The organism is Polaromonas sp. P3_A5 (assembly GCF_056403055.1).
This window is the reverse complement of sequence record NZ_JBFUGF010000001.1, coordinates 670,109-684,484: the sequence shown is the minus strand read 5'-3', so window position 1 is coordinate 684,484 and position 14,376 is coordinate 670,109. Positions and strand designations below refer to the sequence as shown.

Sequence of the window (14,376 nt, the reverse complement as noted above, 5' to 3'; positions counted from 1 at the left end):
GCATGCTGCAACGATTTTCGTTCCGGCAACTTCTGGTGATCGCTTTCCTGCTGATTGCTGCCCTGCTGGGCGCCGCCTCGCTGCGGGCGCTGTTTACCCTGGAAGACCTTTCGCTGCAAAGCCGCAGCAATGCCGCACGTGCCCTCGAACTCAGCAGCGCGGCGCAGTCCCTGGCTGAGCGCAGCGTATCGATGGAGCGCACATCCCGCCAGTCGGTCGTCCTCGATGACCGGGTATTGCGTGAGCGCTTCGGTGACGAGGCCCGTGAAGCCGCGAGCATCCTGACCAGTCTGGCGCGAGAAGACGTACCGGTTGCCAAAGCCCGGCAATGGCGCGCGCACATGCAGAGCATCGGCGATCTGCTGACCGGCCCGGCGGGTACCGCGCTGGACCGGGAGCGCCAGCTGGCGCAGGAATTCCGTGAACTGGAAAGTGTCAATGCCGCCATCGCCGTGCAGGTGCAACAGGCGATTCAGCAACGCAACAGGTCGCTGGAAGGCAAACTTGAGGCCAGCCGCCAGCGGCTGACCCAGCAGGTAACCTGGGCCATCGTGCTGGCTATCGCCATGGCGCTGGCATTCGGCGTGTGGTTCACGCTGCCGCTCAGGCGCCTGGAGAACGCCATCGTGGGCCTGGGGGAAAACCGGCTCGACCAGGTCATCACCATCCAGGGACCGGCCGACCTGGCCCTGGTGGGGCAGCGGCTGAATTGGCTGCGCCTGCGGCTGGTGGAGCTGGACGCCGACAAATCGCGTTTCCTGCGCCATATTTCGCACGAACTCAAAACACCGCTGGCATCGCTGCGCGAAGGGGTGTCGCTGCTGGAAGACGGCGTAGCCGGCACGCTGAGCAATGACCAGCGCGAAATAGCGCAAATCCTCAGGCACAACACCGGCGTACTGCAAAGCCAGATTGAAGACCTGCTGCGCTTTAATACGGCCGCGTTCGAGGCGCGCCAGTTGAATCGCCAGAATGTCGACCTGTTGCAACTCCTCGAGGAGCAGGTGTACGCGCAGCGCCTGCAGTGGCGCGCACGGGAACTGACGGTCAGCGTCGTCGGTGAACCCGTTGTGATGGAAATCGATCCCGAAAAAATCGGCACTGCGCTGGCCAACCTGCTGTCCAACGCCATCCGCTATTCACCACCCAAAGGGCAGATCCGGCTGGAACTGAGTCCGCTGCGGGGTTTCGTTCGCATCGACATCCACGATCAGGGCGTCGGTGTGGCGCAGGCCGACCGCGAACGGATTTTCGAGCCCTTTTACCGCGGTGAACGCCAGCCGGTCGACGTGGTTCGGGGCAGCGGTATCGGCCTGTCCATCGTTCACGAATACATTGCCGCACATGGCGGAAACATCGTCCTGATGCCCGATCAACCTGGCGCACACTTCAGAATAGAGCTTCCTCATGTTTCCAAGTACTGATTTTCTTCCCCCTCCGCCTGCGACCCGCCTCTCCGGGCGCGGCCTGCTGCCGGCCCTGGTGACGTCGGCATTGCTGGCCGCGTGCAGCAGCGGTGGCCCCGCCCCCGAGCGTGGCACCAACACCGCAGCCGTCCTGGCAGCCCGGGCTGCGGCCTCTGCTGCCGAAGCCGCGCGGGCCAGCGCCAGCCAACCTGCGCCGCTCCCGGAATCGGTCGTTTTTGCCAGCGGCATGACCTTGCGCATGCTGGCTTACGCCGAGCGCGTACGCCTCATGCAGCCGCCGGAACTCACCCAGGAAACCGGGCGGCTCGGAGACGCCGCCAGCCCCGAGGCCCAACTCCAGCTCTCACTGGTGCTGGCCCAACTGCGGCAGCTGCCCGAACTGATACGTGCGCAGGAGCTGCTGGCCCGCGTATTGGGCAATGCCGATGCCCAGCCGCTGCATCCGCTGGCAAGGCTGCTGGCGTCACGCTATGCCGAACAGCGCCGCCTGGAAGAGCAGCTTGACAAACAAGGCCAGCAACTGCGCGATGCGCAGCGCAGGCTGGACCAGACCAACGAGCGGCTGGAGGCGCTAAAGGCCATTGAGCGCAGCCTCACCAGCCGGCAGCCGGCGGCAACAGCCTCGGCGCCCATCCCCCCTGCCAGCCGGGCCCGCCCCACCGCGCCATGAGCGACTCCGCCCTGACAGCGCCCCACCTGCTCGTCGTTGATGATGACGCCGACATGCTGCGCCTGCTCACCATGCGGCTCACTGCAGCGGGCTATCGCGTCACTGCGGTCACGTCGGCCGAAGCGGCGCTGACGCAGCTTCATATTGAACGGCCGCAGCTGGTACTCAGCGATGTGCGGCTTCCCGGCCGGGACGGCCTGGCGCTGTTCGACGACATACGCCAGCAGCATCCTTCGCTGCCGGTGATTTTGCTGACTGCGCATGGCACCATTCCTGATGCCGTGGAAGCCACCGAACGCGGCGTGTTCACCTATCTCACCAAGCCCTTTGACGGCAAAAGCCTGCTCGACAAGATTGCCCAGGCGCTGGCGCTGAGTGCCCCCGCGAACCCGGCCAAACAGGGCAGCCCCGAAGCCTGGCAAAACCAGATCATCAGCCGCTCAAGCCGCATGGCCGAAGCCCTGGCTGAAGCGCGCATGGTGGCGCAGTCGGACGCCAGCGTGCTGCTGCGCGGTGAAAGCGGCACCGGCAAGGAGCTGCTGGCCCAGGCCATCCACCAGGCAGGCGCACGGGCCAGCAAGCCCTTTATTGCCGTGAACTGTGGCGCCATCCCCGAGGCTTTGCTGGAATCCGAGCTGTTTGGCCACGTCAAGGGCGCCTTCACCGACGCAGTGGCCAATCACAAAGGCCTTTTCCAGGCCGCAGACGGCGGCACTTTGCTGCTCGATGAAATCGGTGACATGCCGCCCGCGCTCCAGGTCAAGCTGCTGCGCGTGTTGCAGGAACGCGTAGTGCGGCCGCTGGGCTCCAGCCAGTCGATTCCGGTGGATGTGCGCATCATCTCGGCCACACATCGCGACCTTGACGCTGCCATGGCTGAGGGCCAGTTCCGCGCCGACCTTTATTACCGGCTCAACGTCGTCACGCTGACCTTGCCCCCGCTGTCGGAGCGCCGCGAAGACATCCCGTTGCTGGCCAACCACTTTCTCCTCAAACTGGCGGCCAAGTACGACAAGCGCCTGAGCGGTTTCGCACCCGAGGCCCTCAAGGCCCTGACCACGGCCGCCTGGCCAGGCAACGTGCGCCAGCTTTACAACGTGGTGGAGCAGGTTTGTGCCCTGTCCACCACCCCGCTGGTGCCGCTGGCGTTGGTGCAGCGGGCCTTGCGCTCACCCAGCGTGCAAGTGCTCACCTATGCGGAAGCCAGGCAACACTTCGAGCGGGATTACCTGGTCGGGCTGCTCAAATTGACGGACGGCAACGTGGCCGATGCGGCCCGGCTGGCCGACCGGAACCGCACGGAGTTTTACCGCCTGATGCAAAAGCACGGGCTCACGCCGGGACACTTCAAGGTTTAGACCGTAAAAAGGTCCCAGGAGCTCCGGTTCGACCTGGGTTTGTCGCTGTGCCGCCGTGGGCCGTCGCTCGTTGGCGACAGGTTTAAGCCTTTGATTTAAAAGGATTTAATCGAGCCATCTGCGGAAGTTGTCGCTCACCGGCGACAAAACCCGCGATTCTGGGCGCTTTTGAGCCGGATTACATTTGGTTAAATCAAGTATCACGCCCAACTTGTTGATTTAAAACAATTTTTCGAAGCTGGCACAGGGTTTGCCCTAGTCATGGCATGCCAGCTTTTTTCCTGCCTTTTTTGGCATCCTCCGGCGGCCCCAAGCGCCGCTTCAATTTTCTCCTGCGGGCCCGTATCGCGGCCTGCGCGAGCCTTGCAGCACTGACGCTCGCGGCGGGCCAGGCGCATGCCTTCGATCTGGACGATGTGGCCGCTATCGCGCGCCAGCGCTCGCAAGCGCCCTGGCGCGAAGCGTCCCACGCGGTGCCCACCGAGCTCGCCAGGATGGCGTACGACGACTACCGCGACATCCGGTTCAACGCCGCCAGCACGCTGTGGCGTACCGACAAACTTCCCTTTGAAGCGAATTTTTTCCATGTCGGCCGGCACGGTGATTCGGTTCGCATTCACGAAATCACGACAGCGGGCGTGAAGCGCCTGTCCTACGACCCCGCCACATTCAATTTCGGAAAAAACAAACTGTCACCCGAGACCTGGGGTGACCTGGGCCACGGCGGCGCGCGCTTTTTCAGCAACCTCAACTCACCCACCTACAAGGATGAACTGGTGGTATTCACCGGTGCCACCTACTTCCGGGCGCTGGGATCGGGTCAGCGCTACGGCCTTTCGGCACGCGGCCTGGCGGTGGACACCGCAGGCGGTGCGGGCGGAGCCAAGGAAGAGTTTCCCCGTTTCACGGATTTCTGGCTTCAAAAACCTGCAGTCGACAGCAAGCAGCTGACCGTCTTTGCCGTGATGGATTCGGAGCGCATGACAGGCGCCTACCGGTTCGACATCCAGGCCGGCGAGCAAACCACCACGAATGTACAGGCGCGCATCTTCATGCGCCCGGCCACAACCTCCGGCAACAGCGCGCCCGTGACCTCGCTGGGCATCGCGCCCCTGACCAGCATGTTTTTCTTTGGCGAAAACCAGCCCCGCCCCGGCGATTTCCGGCCCGAAGTGCACGACTCCGACGGCCTGATGATGGCTACGGGTGACGGTGAATGGCTCTGGCGGCCCCTGCAAAATCCGTCCGCCCCGCTGGTGACGTCTTTCGCCATGAAGTCGCTCAAGGGCTTTGGCCTGATGCAACGCGACCGCGCCTTTGCCAACTACGAAGACACCGAAGCTCGCTATGAGACGCGGCCCAGCGCCTGGGTCACGCCCGTGGGCGACTGGGGCGCCGGCCGGGTCGAGCTGTTTCAATTTGCCACGCCGGATGAGACCCATGACAACGTGGTGGCCTATTGGGTACCCGAAAAAATGCCAGCACCTGGCCAGTCGCTGGACATCGCCTGGCAAATCAGCTGGCAGGGCAAGAACCAGCAACTGCCGCCCAACAGCTGGGTCACGCAATCACGCCGCGGCACCGGGTACTCGAAGGCCGGAACCGATCTCACGGGCCAGGTCCAGTACGTCATCGACTTTGCCGGCCCGGCGCTGGACGCGCTGCCCGAGGATGCCAAGGTCGAAGCCATCTCCAGCGCCAACGCCAATGGCCGTGTGCTCGAAAGCATGGCCTACAAGAATCCCGCCACCGGCGCATGGCGCATGACGCTGCGCGTGCTGCGGCTGAACCCGGCCCAGCCTGTTGAGCTGCGCGCCTTCCTCAAACATGACAACCACACTGTGAGCGAAACATGGACCAACCTGATCACACTCTGATTCCATCCGCTGCACGCAGCGCCCTGCGCGAGGAACGCCACCCCAATTCGGTGACGGCGCCACCGCTGAATCGCGGCTCCATGGTGCCCCGGCCCTGGCGTGGCTTCTGGAACAGCATGGCCACCGCGCTGCTGCTGCCCATGCTGTCGATATTCCGGGTTTCCGCGCCGGCACCATCCCATCGCCTGCCTGCCCCCCGGCTTGAGCGCTGGCAGCAGGCTGCCCGGCGCCGGCGCACGGTGTTCCTGCTGCTGACCGTCATCAGCACCGTGCTGGCAACCAGCATCTTTGCGGACATGCAGCCCGACTATGACAACGCCTGGCTGCAGTACGGCCAGATCAGCCTGTTTGCCCTTCTGTCAGCCTGGGTAGTGACCGGCTTCATGACGGCGATGATGGGCTTTTACGTCACGATCTTTGGTGACAAACACGCGCTGTCCGCGAAAAAGGTTCAGCACTACCCGCTGGATGCGTCCACACGCACCGCGATCATCATGCCGATCTGCAATGAAGACGTACGCACCGTGTTCGCCGGCCTGCGCGCCACCTGCGAGTCGGTCGCGATGACCGGCCATGTACAGAGCTTTGATGTCTTCGTACTGTCGGACAGCAGCAACCCGGCCATCATCCAGGCCGAGCGCGCCGCCTGGGAAGACCTGCGCACCCAGCTGGCCGGACACCCCGACCAGCCGCAGATCGAGGTCTATTACCGCCTGCGCAAACGCCGCACCGACCGCAAGGCCGGCAATGTGGCCGACTTCTGCCGCCGCTGGGGCAAGGATTACCGCTATATGGTGGTGCTGGACGCCGACAGCGTGATGAGCGGCGACTGCCTGGTTTCCATGGTCAAGCTGATGGAAGCCAATCCCAGGGCCGGCATCATCCAGACCGCAACCCAGGCCATCGGCCACGTCACGCTGCACGCACGGGCGCAGCAATTCGCCTCACGCGTGACCGGGCGCCTCTTCACGCTGGGGATGCAGTTCTGGCAGATGGGCGAGTCCCACTACTGGGGCCACAACGCCATCATCCGTATTGAGCCCTTCATGAAGCATTGCGCGCTGGCGCATATCAAGGGCACGGGCGGCATGGCGGGCAGCATCATGTCGCACGATTTTGTCGAGGCCGCGCTGATGCGCCGCGCCGGCTACCACGTCTGGCTGGTGGGTGACCTGGTGGGCAGCTACGAGCAGCAGCCGCCCGATTTGCTGGCCGAGCTGCAGCGCGATCGCCGCTGGTGCCAGGGCAACCTGCAAAACTCGCGCCTGATCGCCGAGCCGGGCATTCACCCGGTACACCGCTCCATGTTCGGCACGGGCGCGATGGCGTATCTGTCGGCGCCGCTGTGGCTGTGCTTTCTCACGCTGGGTACGGCGCTGTGGCTGTCCGGCTCGCCGATGATTGCCGACTGGACGCTGCTTCCCGGCGAGCTGATGTCGCTTTGGGCCTGGACGCTGTGCATGCTGTTCCTGCCGCGCATCCTGGGCATCGTGGCCGTGCTGGTCAACCGCCAGCAGCAATCCTATGGCGGCACCGTCGCCCTGCTGCGCAGCGCTTTGCTTGAAACCCTGATCGCGCTGTTGCAGGCACCCATCCGCATGCTCGCGCATTCGCTGTTTGTGGTGGTGGCCCTCACCGGCCTGAAGCTGGAATGGAAATCGCCCCCGCGCGAAGCGGCCGCTGTGCCCTGGCGCCATGCGCTGGCGCAGTTGGCGCCCATGTCCGGCGTGATCGCGCTGCTGGCTGTCGGCATTGCCGTGATCGATGCACGGGCTTTGATCTGGCTGATCCCGGTCGGCCTGCCGCTGCTGCTGGCGATCCCGATGACGGTGCTCACCAGCAAGGTAGGCGTGGGCACGGCCCTGCGTGCGCAGAACTACCTGCTGATCCCGGAAGAAACCCGTTCGCCGGCGGTGCTGCGACGCGCCTGGCTGCATGCAAGCCGGCTGGCCAAGCCACGGCTGAAGGCGGCCTGAGAATGGCCTGACTTCAGGGCAACCCATGAAAAAAGCCGCTTGAAGCGGCTTTTTTCATGACAGGCAAACGCTATTAATTCAGGAGCTGGTTGCGCCCGTCTTTATTGGGCTGCAGCCATTTTTCACTTAAAGATCGAATCAATCAAAACTTGGGCATGCCTTTCATGCCGCCCATGCGTTTCATCATTTTCATCATCCCGCTGCCTTTCATCTTCTTCATCATGCCCTGCATCTGCTCGAATTCATTGAGCAGGCGGTTGACTTCCTGAACATGCACGCCGGAACCGGCAGCAATGCGGCGCTTGCGGGTGGCCTTGATGAGTTCGGGCTTGCGGCGCTCCAGCGGCGTCATGCTCTGGATGATGCCCTCCTTGCGCTTAATGTCTTTCTCGGCCTTGTCCATGTCGACCTGGCCAGCCTTGGCCGCCATTTGCGCGGGCAGCTTTTCCAGAAGGCTGGAGAGCCCGCCCATGTTCTTCATTTGCTGCAACTGGCTCAGGAAGTCGTTGAGGTCAAAGCCGTCGCCGGACTTGATCTTGGCGGCGAGCTTCTGGGCAGAGGCCATGTCCACCCCGGCGGCCACCTGCTCGACCAGCGCCAGAATATCGCCCATGCCGAGGATGCGGCCGGCGTGGCGCTCGGCGTCGAACACCTCCAGGCCGTCGATTTTCTCGCTGGTACCGGAGAATTTGATGGGGGCGCCGGTGATCTGGCGCACGCTGAGCGCCGCACCGCCGCGCGAATCGCCGTCGGTCTTGGTCAGGATGATGCCGGTGAGCGGCAAGGCTTCCTTGAAGGCCTTGGCGGTGTTGACCGCATCCTGGCCCTGCATCGCATCGACCACAAACAGCGTTTCAACCGGGTTCAGGATCGCATGCAGCTCCTTGATTTCCGCCATCAGGGCCTCGTCGATGGCCAGCCGGCCAGCCGTATCGACCAGCAGCACGTCAAAGAAATGCTTGCGGGCGTAGTCAATGGCGGCTCGCGCGATGTCGGCCGGCTTCTGGTCAGGCGTGCTGGGAAACCATTCGGCGCCGGCCTGTTTGGTGACCGTCTTGAGCTGTTCAATGGCGGCCGGGCGATAGACGTCGCCTGAAACGGTCAGCACCTTTTTCTTGCGCTTTTCGATCAGGTGCTTGGCCAGCTTGGCGGTAGTGGTGGTTTTACCCGCGCCCTGCAGGCCGGCCATCAGGATGACCGCCGGCGGCTGGGCTGCCAGGTTGATATCGCTCACCCCCTCGCCCATGGTAGCGGCGAGCTCCTTGTTAACGATGCCCACCAGCGCCTGGCCCGGCGAGAGAGAACCCATCACTTCCTGGCCCAGCGCTTTTTCTTTGACCCGGGCAATGAAGTCGCGCACCACCGGCAGCGCAACGTCGGCCTCGAGCAAGGCCATGCGTACCTCGCGCAGCATGTCCTGCACGTTGGATTCGGTGATGCGGGCCTGGCCTCGCATTTCCTTGACGAGACGGGATAACTTGTCGGTAAGAGCTGAGGCCATGGGAAGGCGCCACAAACGCGGCGCAGTTAGGTGGAAAAGAAAGGCTGCAGCGGAAGGCTGCCAGAAAGGGGGGAAAGAGGCAGTAAAGGCTAAACTCTAGCCATGATTTTAGCTTTGAGCGACTGGTGGGGTCTTGCAGCGGCAGCCGGTGCTGCCGTCGCCTACGCTGCATTGGCACTGGGCTCCCCGCGCCTCGGCCCCGCCGCCATCCGCGGCCTGCTGCTGGCGGCCTGGCTGCTGCACGCGCTGGCGCTGGCCGATGGCCTGCTGGGCGAGCCCCCGCGTTTCGGCTTTGCACCGGCGCTGTCCATGACGGTCTGGCTGGTGCTGACCGTTTACGCCATCGAAAGCCGCCTGTTTCCACAACTCCAGGCCCACTGGGCGTTGGCAGGGCTGGGCAGCGCAGCTGTCATCCTGACGGTCATTTTCCCCGGTACCACCTATCACGCCATCGCGTCCCCCTGGCTGCCGTTGCACTGGGCCCTGGGCATCGCGTCTTATGGGCTGTTTGCCGCCGCAGTGGTGCACGGCTGGCTGATGACGCGCTCCGAGCGCTCCATCCGGCTGGCCGCACAAACCGATGCGGGTGTGCCGCTGTTGACGCTGGAGCGGCTCACCTTCCGCTTCGTGGAGGCCGGCTTTGTATTGCTGTCGGCCACGCTGTTTGTAGGCTGGCTGTTCGCCGAAACACTCTACGGGCCCGGCCTGGCCTGGAAATGGAACCATAAAACCGTGTTTTCGGTCCTGGCCTGGCTGACGTTTGCCGGCCTGCTGATCGGCCGGGCGCGCCTCGGATGGCGTGGCCGCAAGGCCGTCCGTGTGCTGTACCTGGGCTCCGGCCTGCTGCTGCTGGGCTACGCCGGTTCGCGCTTTGTACTTGAAGTCATTCTGAGGCGGGCATGAAATACCTTCTGGTCCTGGGATTCGTGCTGGTGGTTTTCTGGCTCTGGCGTCACAACCGCGATGCGGAAAGAAACGATGCGGCGGCTGCCCGTCCCCGCCAGGCACCGGGCCGCGAAACGGCCGTTGCGGAGATGATCGCATGCGATGTCTGCCACGTGCATTTGCCGAAGTCCGACGCCCTGACAGGCGGCAAGGGGATTTATTGCAGTGACGCGCATCGCCACCAGGCAGGAGACTAGGGCCTGCTAACACTATGTTTACAAATGCGAATGGGGTGAAAACGGCGCCAATCAAGGCGCGCGACGAATCCCAGACCGGGAGTCTGGGTGAGGAGCGCAACGCCGAGTGGCGCCGTTTTCACCCCATTCCCTCCGGGTTGCGATCAAAAAGGCCTTGCGCGGCGTTGCAAAGCCTTGACGGGGTCTACCCCGCCTGCGTTTTGCGCCTTGCTCAAGGCCTTTTTGAGCGCAGCGCATCTTGCAAACATAGTGTTAGCAGGCCCCAATGAGCACGCCATCCCACTGGTTTGAAACGGGAGGCAAGGCATCAGGCGCGTGGGAGACCGTGCCCGAACTGGGCTCCTTCGGCCGTTTGTGGCGTGTCTTCATGACGGCACGCGTTGCCATCGCCACGGTACTCGTCATCCTTCAGGCGGTTATCTACGCGCTGGGCAACATCACCAACCGCTGGTCGATTGGGGTATGCATCGCCTACCTGTGCGCCACACTGGCCGTGCGCCTGTGGGCCAAACCGCGGCCACCACGAAGCACCTTTGACGCACAGTGGTTACTGACCATCGGCGTGGACGTCATCACGTTCTCCACACTCAATTTCCTGCAATCGAGCGGCATCAACTACACGCCGCTGTTTGCCCTGCCGGTGCTCCTTGCCTCCATCCTTGGACCGATTTTGCTGGCCTTCGGAACCGCAGCCAGCGTGACCTTGCTGCTTCTGGCCGACGCCTGGTGGAGCTCACTTCAGGTATTGGGCGACTTCAATGCCCGATTCCTCCAGTCGGGCTTGAGCGGTTCCGGTTTTTTCCTGGTCGCGCTGCTTGCGAACCACCTCGCCTTGCGGCTGGCCCGTGAAGAGCAGTTGGCAAAACGCAGCCAGTCCGCCGCGCGCATGCAGACGCAGGTGAACGAACTGGTCATTGAAACCTTGGCCGACGGCGTGCTGGTGGTCGATATCAACGGCATCGTCCGGTCGGCCAATCCGGCATCCAGGCGCCTGCTGGGAGCCCGGGATTCAGTTCGCAGCGCGCCTTTCATCCTCGTCATGGAGGCGGCCTGGTTGCCCCTGGCGGAACTGATGCACAGCACGTTCAGCACGCAAACCCCCCAGGAAGCGGACATCAGCCTTGAATACCCGGGCAGCAATACCCGGCGGCTTCATGTACGCACTCGTCTTGCCGCCTCGAAAAATGGCACCCACGAAAGCCTTTGTGTAATGTTCCTGGAGGACCTGCGTGAAATGGAGGCCCGCGTGAGGACCGAGAAGATGGCAGCCATGGGACGCATGTCGGCCGCAGTGGCACACGAAATCAGGAATCCGCTGGCGGCGATCTCTCAAGCCAATGCCTTGCTGGAAGAAGACCTGCAAGACGAGCCGCACCGCCAGCTCACAGGCATGATCCGGCAAAATGCGCAACGTCTCGCCAGAATCGTCGATGAGGTATTGAACATTTCACGTGCCCAGGCGCACCTGCCCTCGCCACAAACCACCACCCTGGCACTGGACGAAACCGCTCACAAGATTACCGCGGACTGGGCAGGGCAGACTGAAGCGTCCCGACGCATGAAGATCACGGCAGATTCGGGTAATGCCGTTGTGTGCTTTGAGCCCGAGCATTTGCGCCGCCTGATGGTCAATCTGCTGGACAACGCCCTGCGTTATGCCAGCACATCTTCTCACGCCATTGAAGTCTCCACCCAGCTCGTTACGCCCGGGCAGGCCCGTCTGTCCGTATGGAGCGATGGCCAACCCATGGAGCAAACCGTGCAAACACACCTGTTCGAACCATTTTTCTCCTCTGAAAGCCGCTCAAGCGGGCTGGGCCTGTACATTTGCCGTGAATTGTGCGAACGCTATGGCGCCCTGATCGGCTACCAGCGCGTGCAGCGCAGCGGCATTGAGGGAAACGAATTTTTTGTCATATTCGCACCCTCCAGTCCGTCTATGACCTTGCCTGCGGCTTCTTTTGCCACAATGCCAACCTGAAAACCATGAGCACCCCCATTCCCGTTCCCCAGCAGGCACGTATCCTCGTCATTGACGATGAACCGGATTTGCGCACCCTGTATGAACTGACGCTGCTCAGGGAAGGGTATCGGGTGGAGGCAGCCGGTGACCTGCTGCAGGCCCGGGAGCAGCTCAAGGCGCATCACTTCGATGCTGTGATCACCGATATGCGCCTGCCAGATGGCCTTGGCCTCGAATTACTGCGAGACATGATAGACCAGCAAAGGCCCGAACGATGCGTGGTGATTACGGCCCACGGCTCGGCCGAAAATGCGGTGGAAGCACTCAAGGCCGGCGCGTTTGACTACCTCACGAAACCGGTCGACCTCAAACAATTCCGCAGTGTCGTGGCATCCGCCGTGCAGGGTGCCAAGCATCCTGCACTACAGGCCAAAAGCGATCGAAGCGCACCGGAACACGGCACCGCCCCCTCCGCCCAGAAAAAAAGCGGGGACGGCACCCAGATTCTGCAAAAACTGGTGGGTGAATCTGCCGTCATGCGCGCCGTCAAGTCGCGCATCGTCAAAGTGGCGGGAAGCATGGCGCCGGTCCTCATTCAGGGGGAATCGGGCACCGGCAAGGAACTGGTTGCACGCGCCGTACACGGCTGCAGCCACCGCGCGACAGGGCCTTTTGTAGCCGTCAATTGCAGCGCCATACCCGAAAACCTCCTCGAAGCGGAGTTCTTCGGTGCACGAAAGGGCGCTTACACCGGATCAGCGCAGGACCGGCAAGGCTACTTCCAGGCAGCCAAGGGCGGCACCTTGTTTCTCGATGAAATCGGCGACCTGCCGCTGGCCATGCAATCCAAACTTCTGCGCGCCATCCAGGAGCGCACCGTCAGGCCGCTGGGTTCGCCGCAGGAGGACACCGTTGACGTGCGCATCGTCAGCGCAACGCACAAAAACCTGGCGGCGGAAGCCCAGGAAGGAACATTCCGCCAGGATCTTTATTACCGGCTCAATGTGATTGAAATTGCCGTGCCGGCCTTGCGCGAACGCCGGGAGGATTTGCCGGCACTCTGCAATGCCCTGCTGTCAAGAATCTGCCAGGAGTCCGGCTTCAAGATGCCCGAGTTGACGGATGCCGTGATGGAGCAGCTGCAGTCCAGGCCCTTTAACGGCAATGTCAGGGAGCTGGAAAACATCCTGCACCGGGCCGTGGCGCTCGGCGAAGGAAGCGTGCTGCATTTTGATGCGCCGGTCGAAGAGCACGTCGCCGTCCCGGAAAACCTGCAGGATTATCTGGACGGGCAGGAGCGAAACATCCTGACCAAGGTTTTGCTGGAGACCGGCTTCAATCGTACCGCCGCCGCCGCGAGGCTGGGTTTGAGCCTGCGGCAGATCCGCTACCGCATTGCACGCCTGAATATCGCCACGCCGGGCAATGACGACCTGGCCGATGGACTTGACCCTGCTGATGACCCCGCCTGAGAGCCCCAATGCCCTTCCCCGGCCTTTGTGGCAAAACGGCTGGTACCGCTGTGCACGCGCACTGGCTTCGCCCAACTTTGGTCCACGCCCTCCCGGCGCGCAAATCGACCTGATCGTCATCCACTCCATCAGCCTGCCGCCAGGTGAGTTCGGCAATGGCAACGTCGAACGCCTTTTCACCAACCAGCTCGACTGGGAGGCACACGCTTACTTTCAGGGCATTCGCGGCCTGCAGGTTTCATCGCACTTTTTCATCGCCCGAACCGGCGCTCTGTGGCAGTTTGTGAGCTGTGACGACCGCGCCTGGCATGCCGGGGAATCCAGCTACCGCGGACGCACCAACTGCAACGACGATTCCATCGGCATCGAACTGGAAGGCCTTGAGGGAGATACCTTTGAAGCATCCCAGTATGAAACCCTGACCGGGCTATGCGCCTCGCTTCTGCAGCGCTACCCCATTGAGCACATCGCCGGGCACGAGCACATTGCACCCGGCCGCAAGCAGGACCCGGGCCCTGGCTTCAACTGGCCTCTGCTGCAAAACTCGCTGTCGTCACCGGCTAGGTGTTTTCCCGAAATCATGTGACTGGTGCACCTGCACGCACTCACCATTGCGGTGCGTCTTGCTGTTGAAATTTCCGGTTATTTTTACCGCGCCAGCAGTGGCCGGCGCTCTCAACCCAAGCCCGCGAAAAGCCGCGCCACAACGCCGCATCAGCTTCACAAGCCTGATGGCATCAGGCTTTCAGCGAAGTTGAACGAGCCACCATCAAGCCCTGATCGAGGCGTCTGGAATGGGGCCTAAAAAGCCACAAAACGTAACGGTGCATTCAGTCAGCGATACACTACCTGTAGTGGCTTGTATTCCCTCCATACCCTAGGTATAGTGTCTAAGCCCTAATTCAGTTTGATGTAATTTGGGTCAGGAAATGAAGGAGCAGGTTGATAGGCCTGTGCAATACCTCAATATATCCAGAGACCCCCGAACAG

Annotated in this window: 11 protein-coding genes; 10 read left to right on the top strand and 1 reads right to left on the bottom strand. The window is 62.6% G+C overall.

Annotation, left to right across the window (positions count from 1 at the left end; genetic code table 11):
- Positions 1-2: 2 nt before the first annotated feature.
- The 5 genes from AC1DU8_RS03260 to mdoH all read left to right on the top strand — a co-directional run bounded on the left by AC1DU8_RS03260 (position 3) and on the right by mdoH (position 7,308).
- Positions 3-1,424, top strand: a complete 1,422-nt coding sequence (locus AC1DU8_RS03260) for a sensor histidine kinase (protein WP_477666637.1) — start codon at positions 3-5, stop codon at positions 1,422-1,424.
- Entirely contained in the window at positions 1,408-2,097 is a 690-nt protein-coding gene (locus tag AC1DU8_RS03255; RefSeq protein WP_457281056.1) for a hypothetical protein, read from the top strand. Before AC1DU8_RS03260 ends, AC1DU8_RS03255 begins: the two co-directional genes overlap by 17 nt.
- Positions 2,094-3,455 carry a sigma 54-interacting transcriptional regulator gene (locus tag AC1DU8_RS03250; RefSeq protein WP_457281057.1) on the top strand — a complete coding sequence of 454 codons (1,362 nt, stop codon included), beginning with the start codon at positions 2,094-2,096 and terminating at the stop codon, positions 3,453-3,455. Before AC1DU8_RS03255 ends, AC1DU8_RS03250 begins: the two co-directional genes overlap by 4 nt.
- Positions 3,456-3,721: 266 nt before the next feature.
- Positions 3,722-5,332, top strand: a complete 1,611-nt coding sequence (locus tag AC1DU8_RS03245; RefSeq protein WP_477666636.1) for a glucan biosynthesis protein G — start codon at positions 3,722-3,724, stop codon at positions 5,330-5,332.
- A complete protein-coding gene (gene mdoH, locus AC1DU8_RS03240; protein ID WP_457281059.1) occupies positions 5,308-7,308 on the top strand; it encodes a glucans biosynthesis glucosyltransferase MdoH in 2,001 nt (666 codons plus the stop codon). The genes AC1DU8_RS03245 and mdoH overlap by 25 nt, the downstream gene beginning before the upstream one ends.
- A 142-nt stretch (positions 7,309-7,450) precedes the next feature.
- On the opposite strand, the gene ffh is transcribed toward mdoH, so the two are convergent.
- The gene (gene ffh / locus AC1DU8_RS03235; protein WP_457281060.1) at positions 7,451-8,809 is read right to left on the bottom strand and encodes a signal recognition particle protein; all 1,359 of its coding nucleotides are present in this window, start codon (positions 8,807-8,809) and stop codon (positions 7,451-7,453) included.
- A gap of 102 nt (positions 8,810-8,911) precedes the next feature.
- Here ffh and AC1DU8_RS03230 point away from each other — a divergent pair, with 102 nt between their 5' ends.
- From AC1DU8_RS03230 to ampD, 5 genes are all read left to right on the top strand, one after another.
- Positions 8,912-9,712, top strand: a complete 801-nt coding sequence (locus tag AC1DU8_RS03230; protein WP_457281061.1) for a cytochrome C assembly family protein — start codon at positions 8,912-8,914, stop codon at positions 9,710-9,712.
- Positions 9,709-9,951 (top strand): PP0621 family protein, encoded by a 243-nt coding sequence (locus tag AC1DU8_RS03225; protein ID WP_477702075.1) that lies wholly within the window; start codon positions 9,709-9,711, stop codon positions 9,949-9,951. Before AC1DU8_RS03230 ends, AC1DU8_RS03225 begins: the two co-directional genes overlap by 4 nt.
- Positions 9,952-10,216: 265 nt before the next feature.
- Positions 10,217-11,932, top strand: coding sequence for a two-component system sensor histidine kinase NtrB (locus AC1DU8_RS03220; protein ID WP_457281063.1), 1,716 nt, complete (start codon positions 10,217-10,219; stop codon positions 11,930-11,932).
- Between the two features lie 5 nt (positions 11,933-11,937).
- Positions 11,938-13,386 (top strand): sigma-54-dependent transcriptional regulator, encoded by a 1,449-nt coding sequence (locus AC1DU8_RS03215; protein WP_457281064.1) that lies wholly within the window; start codon positions 11,938-11,940, stop codon positions 13,384-13,386.
- Positions 13,355-13,972, top strand: a complete 618-nt coding sequence (gene ampD / locus AC1DU8_RS03210; RefSeq protein WP_457281065.1) for a 1,6-anhydro-N-acetylmuramyl-L-alanine amidase AmpD — start codon at positions 13,355-13,357, stop codon at positions 13,970-13,972. The genes AC1DU8_RS03215 and ampD overlap by 32 nt, the downstream gene beginning before the upstream one ends.
- Positions 13,973-14,376: the final 404 nt, after the last annotated feature.

Excerpts from the sequence above, each read along its gene's own strand:
- AC1DU8_RS03260 (WP_477666637.1), top strand. The coding sequence starts at position 3 with ATGCTGCAACGATTTTCGTTCCGGCAACTTCTGGTGATCGCTTTCCTG.
- AC1DU8_RS03255 (WP_457281056.1), top strand. The coding sequence starts at position 1,408 with ATGTTTCCAAGTACTGATTTTCTTCCCCCTCCGCCTGCGACCCGCCTC.
- AC1DU8_RS03250 (WP_457281057.1), top strand. The coding sequence starts at position 2,094 with ATGAGCGACTCCGCCCTGACAGCGCCCCACCTGCTCGTCGTTGATGAT.
- AC1DU8_RS03245 (WP_477666636.1), top strand. The coding sequence starts at position 3,722 with ATGCCAGCTTTTTTCCTGCCTTTTTTGGCATCCTCCGGCGGCCCCAAG.
- mdoH (WP_457281059.1), top strand. The coding sequence starts at position 5,308 with ATGGACCAACCTGATCACACTCTGATTCCATCCGCTGCACGCAGCGCC.
- ffh (WP_457281060.1), bottom strand. The coding sequence starts at position 8,809 with ATGGCCTCAGCTCTTACCGACAAGTTATCCCGTCTCGTCAAGGAAATG.
- AC1DU8_RS03230 (WP_457281061.1), top strand. The coding sequence starts at position 8,912 with ATGATTTTAGCTTTGAGCGACTGGTGGGGTCTTGCAGCGGCAGCCGGT.
- AC1DU8_RS03225 (WP_477702075.1), top strand. The coding sequence starts at position 9,709 with ATGAAATACCTTCTGGTCCTGGGATTCGTGCTGGTGGTTTTCTGGCTC.
- AC1DU8_RS03220 (WP_457281063.1), top strand. The coding sequence starts at position 10,217 with ATGAGCACGCCATCCCACTGGTTTGAAACGGGAGGCAAGGCATCAGGC.
- AC1DU8_RS03215 (WP_457281064.1), top strand. The coding sequence starts at position 11,938 with ATGAGCACCCCCATTCCCGTTCCCCAGCAGGCACGTATCCTCGTCATT.
- ampD (WP_457281065.1), top strand. The coding sequence starts at position 13,355 with ATGGACTTGACCCTGCTGATGACCCCGCCTGAGAGCCCCAATGCCCTT.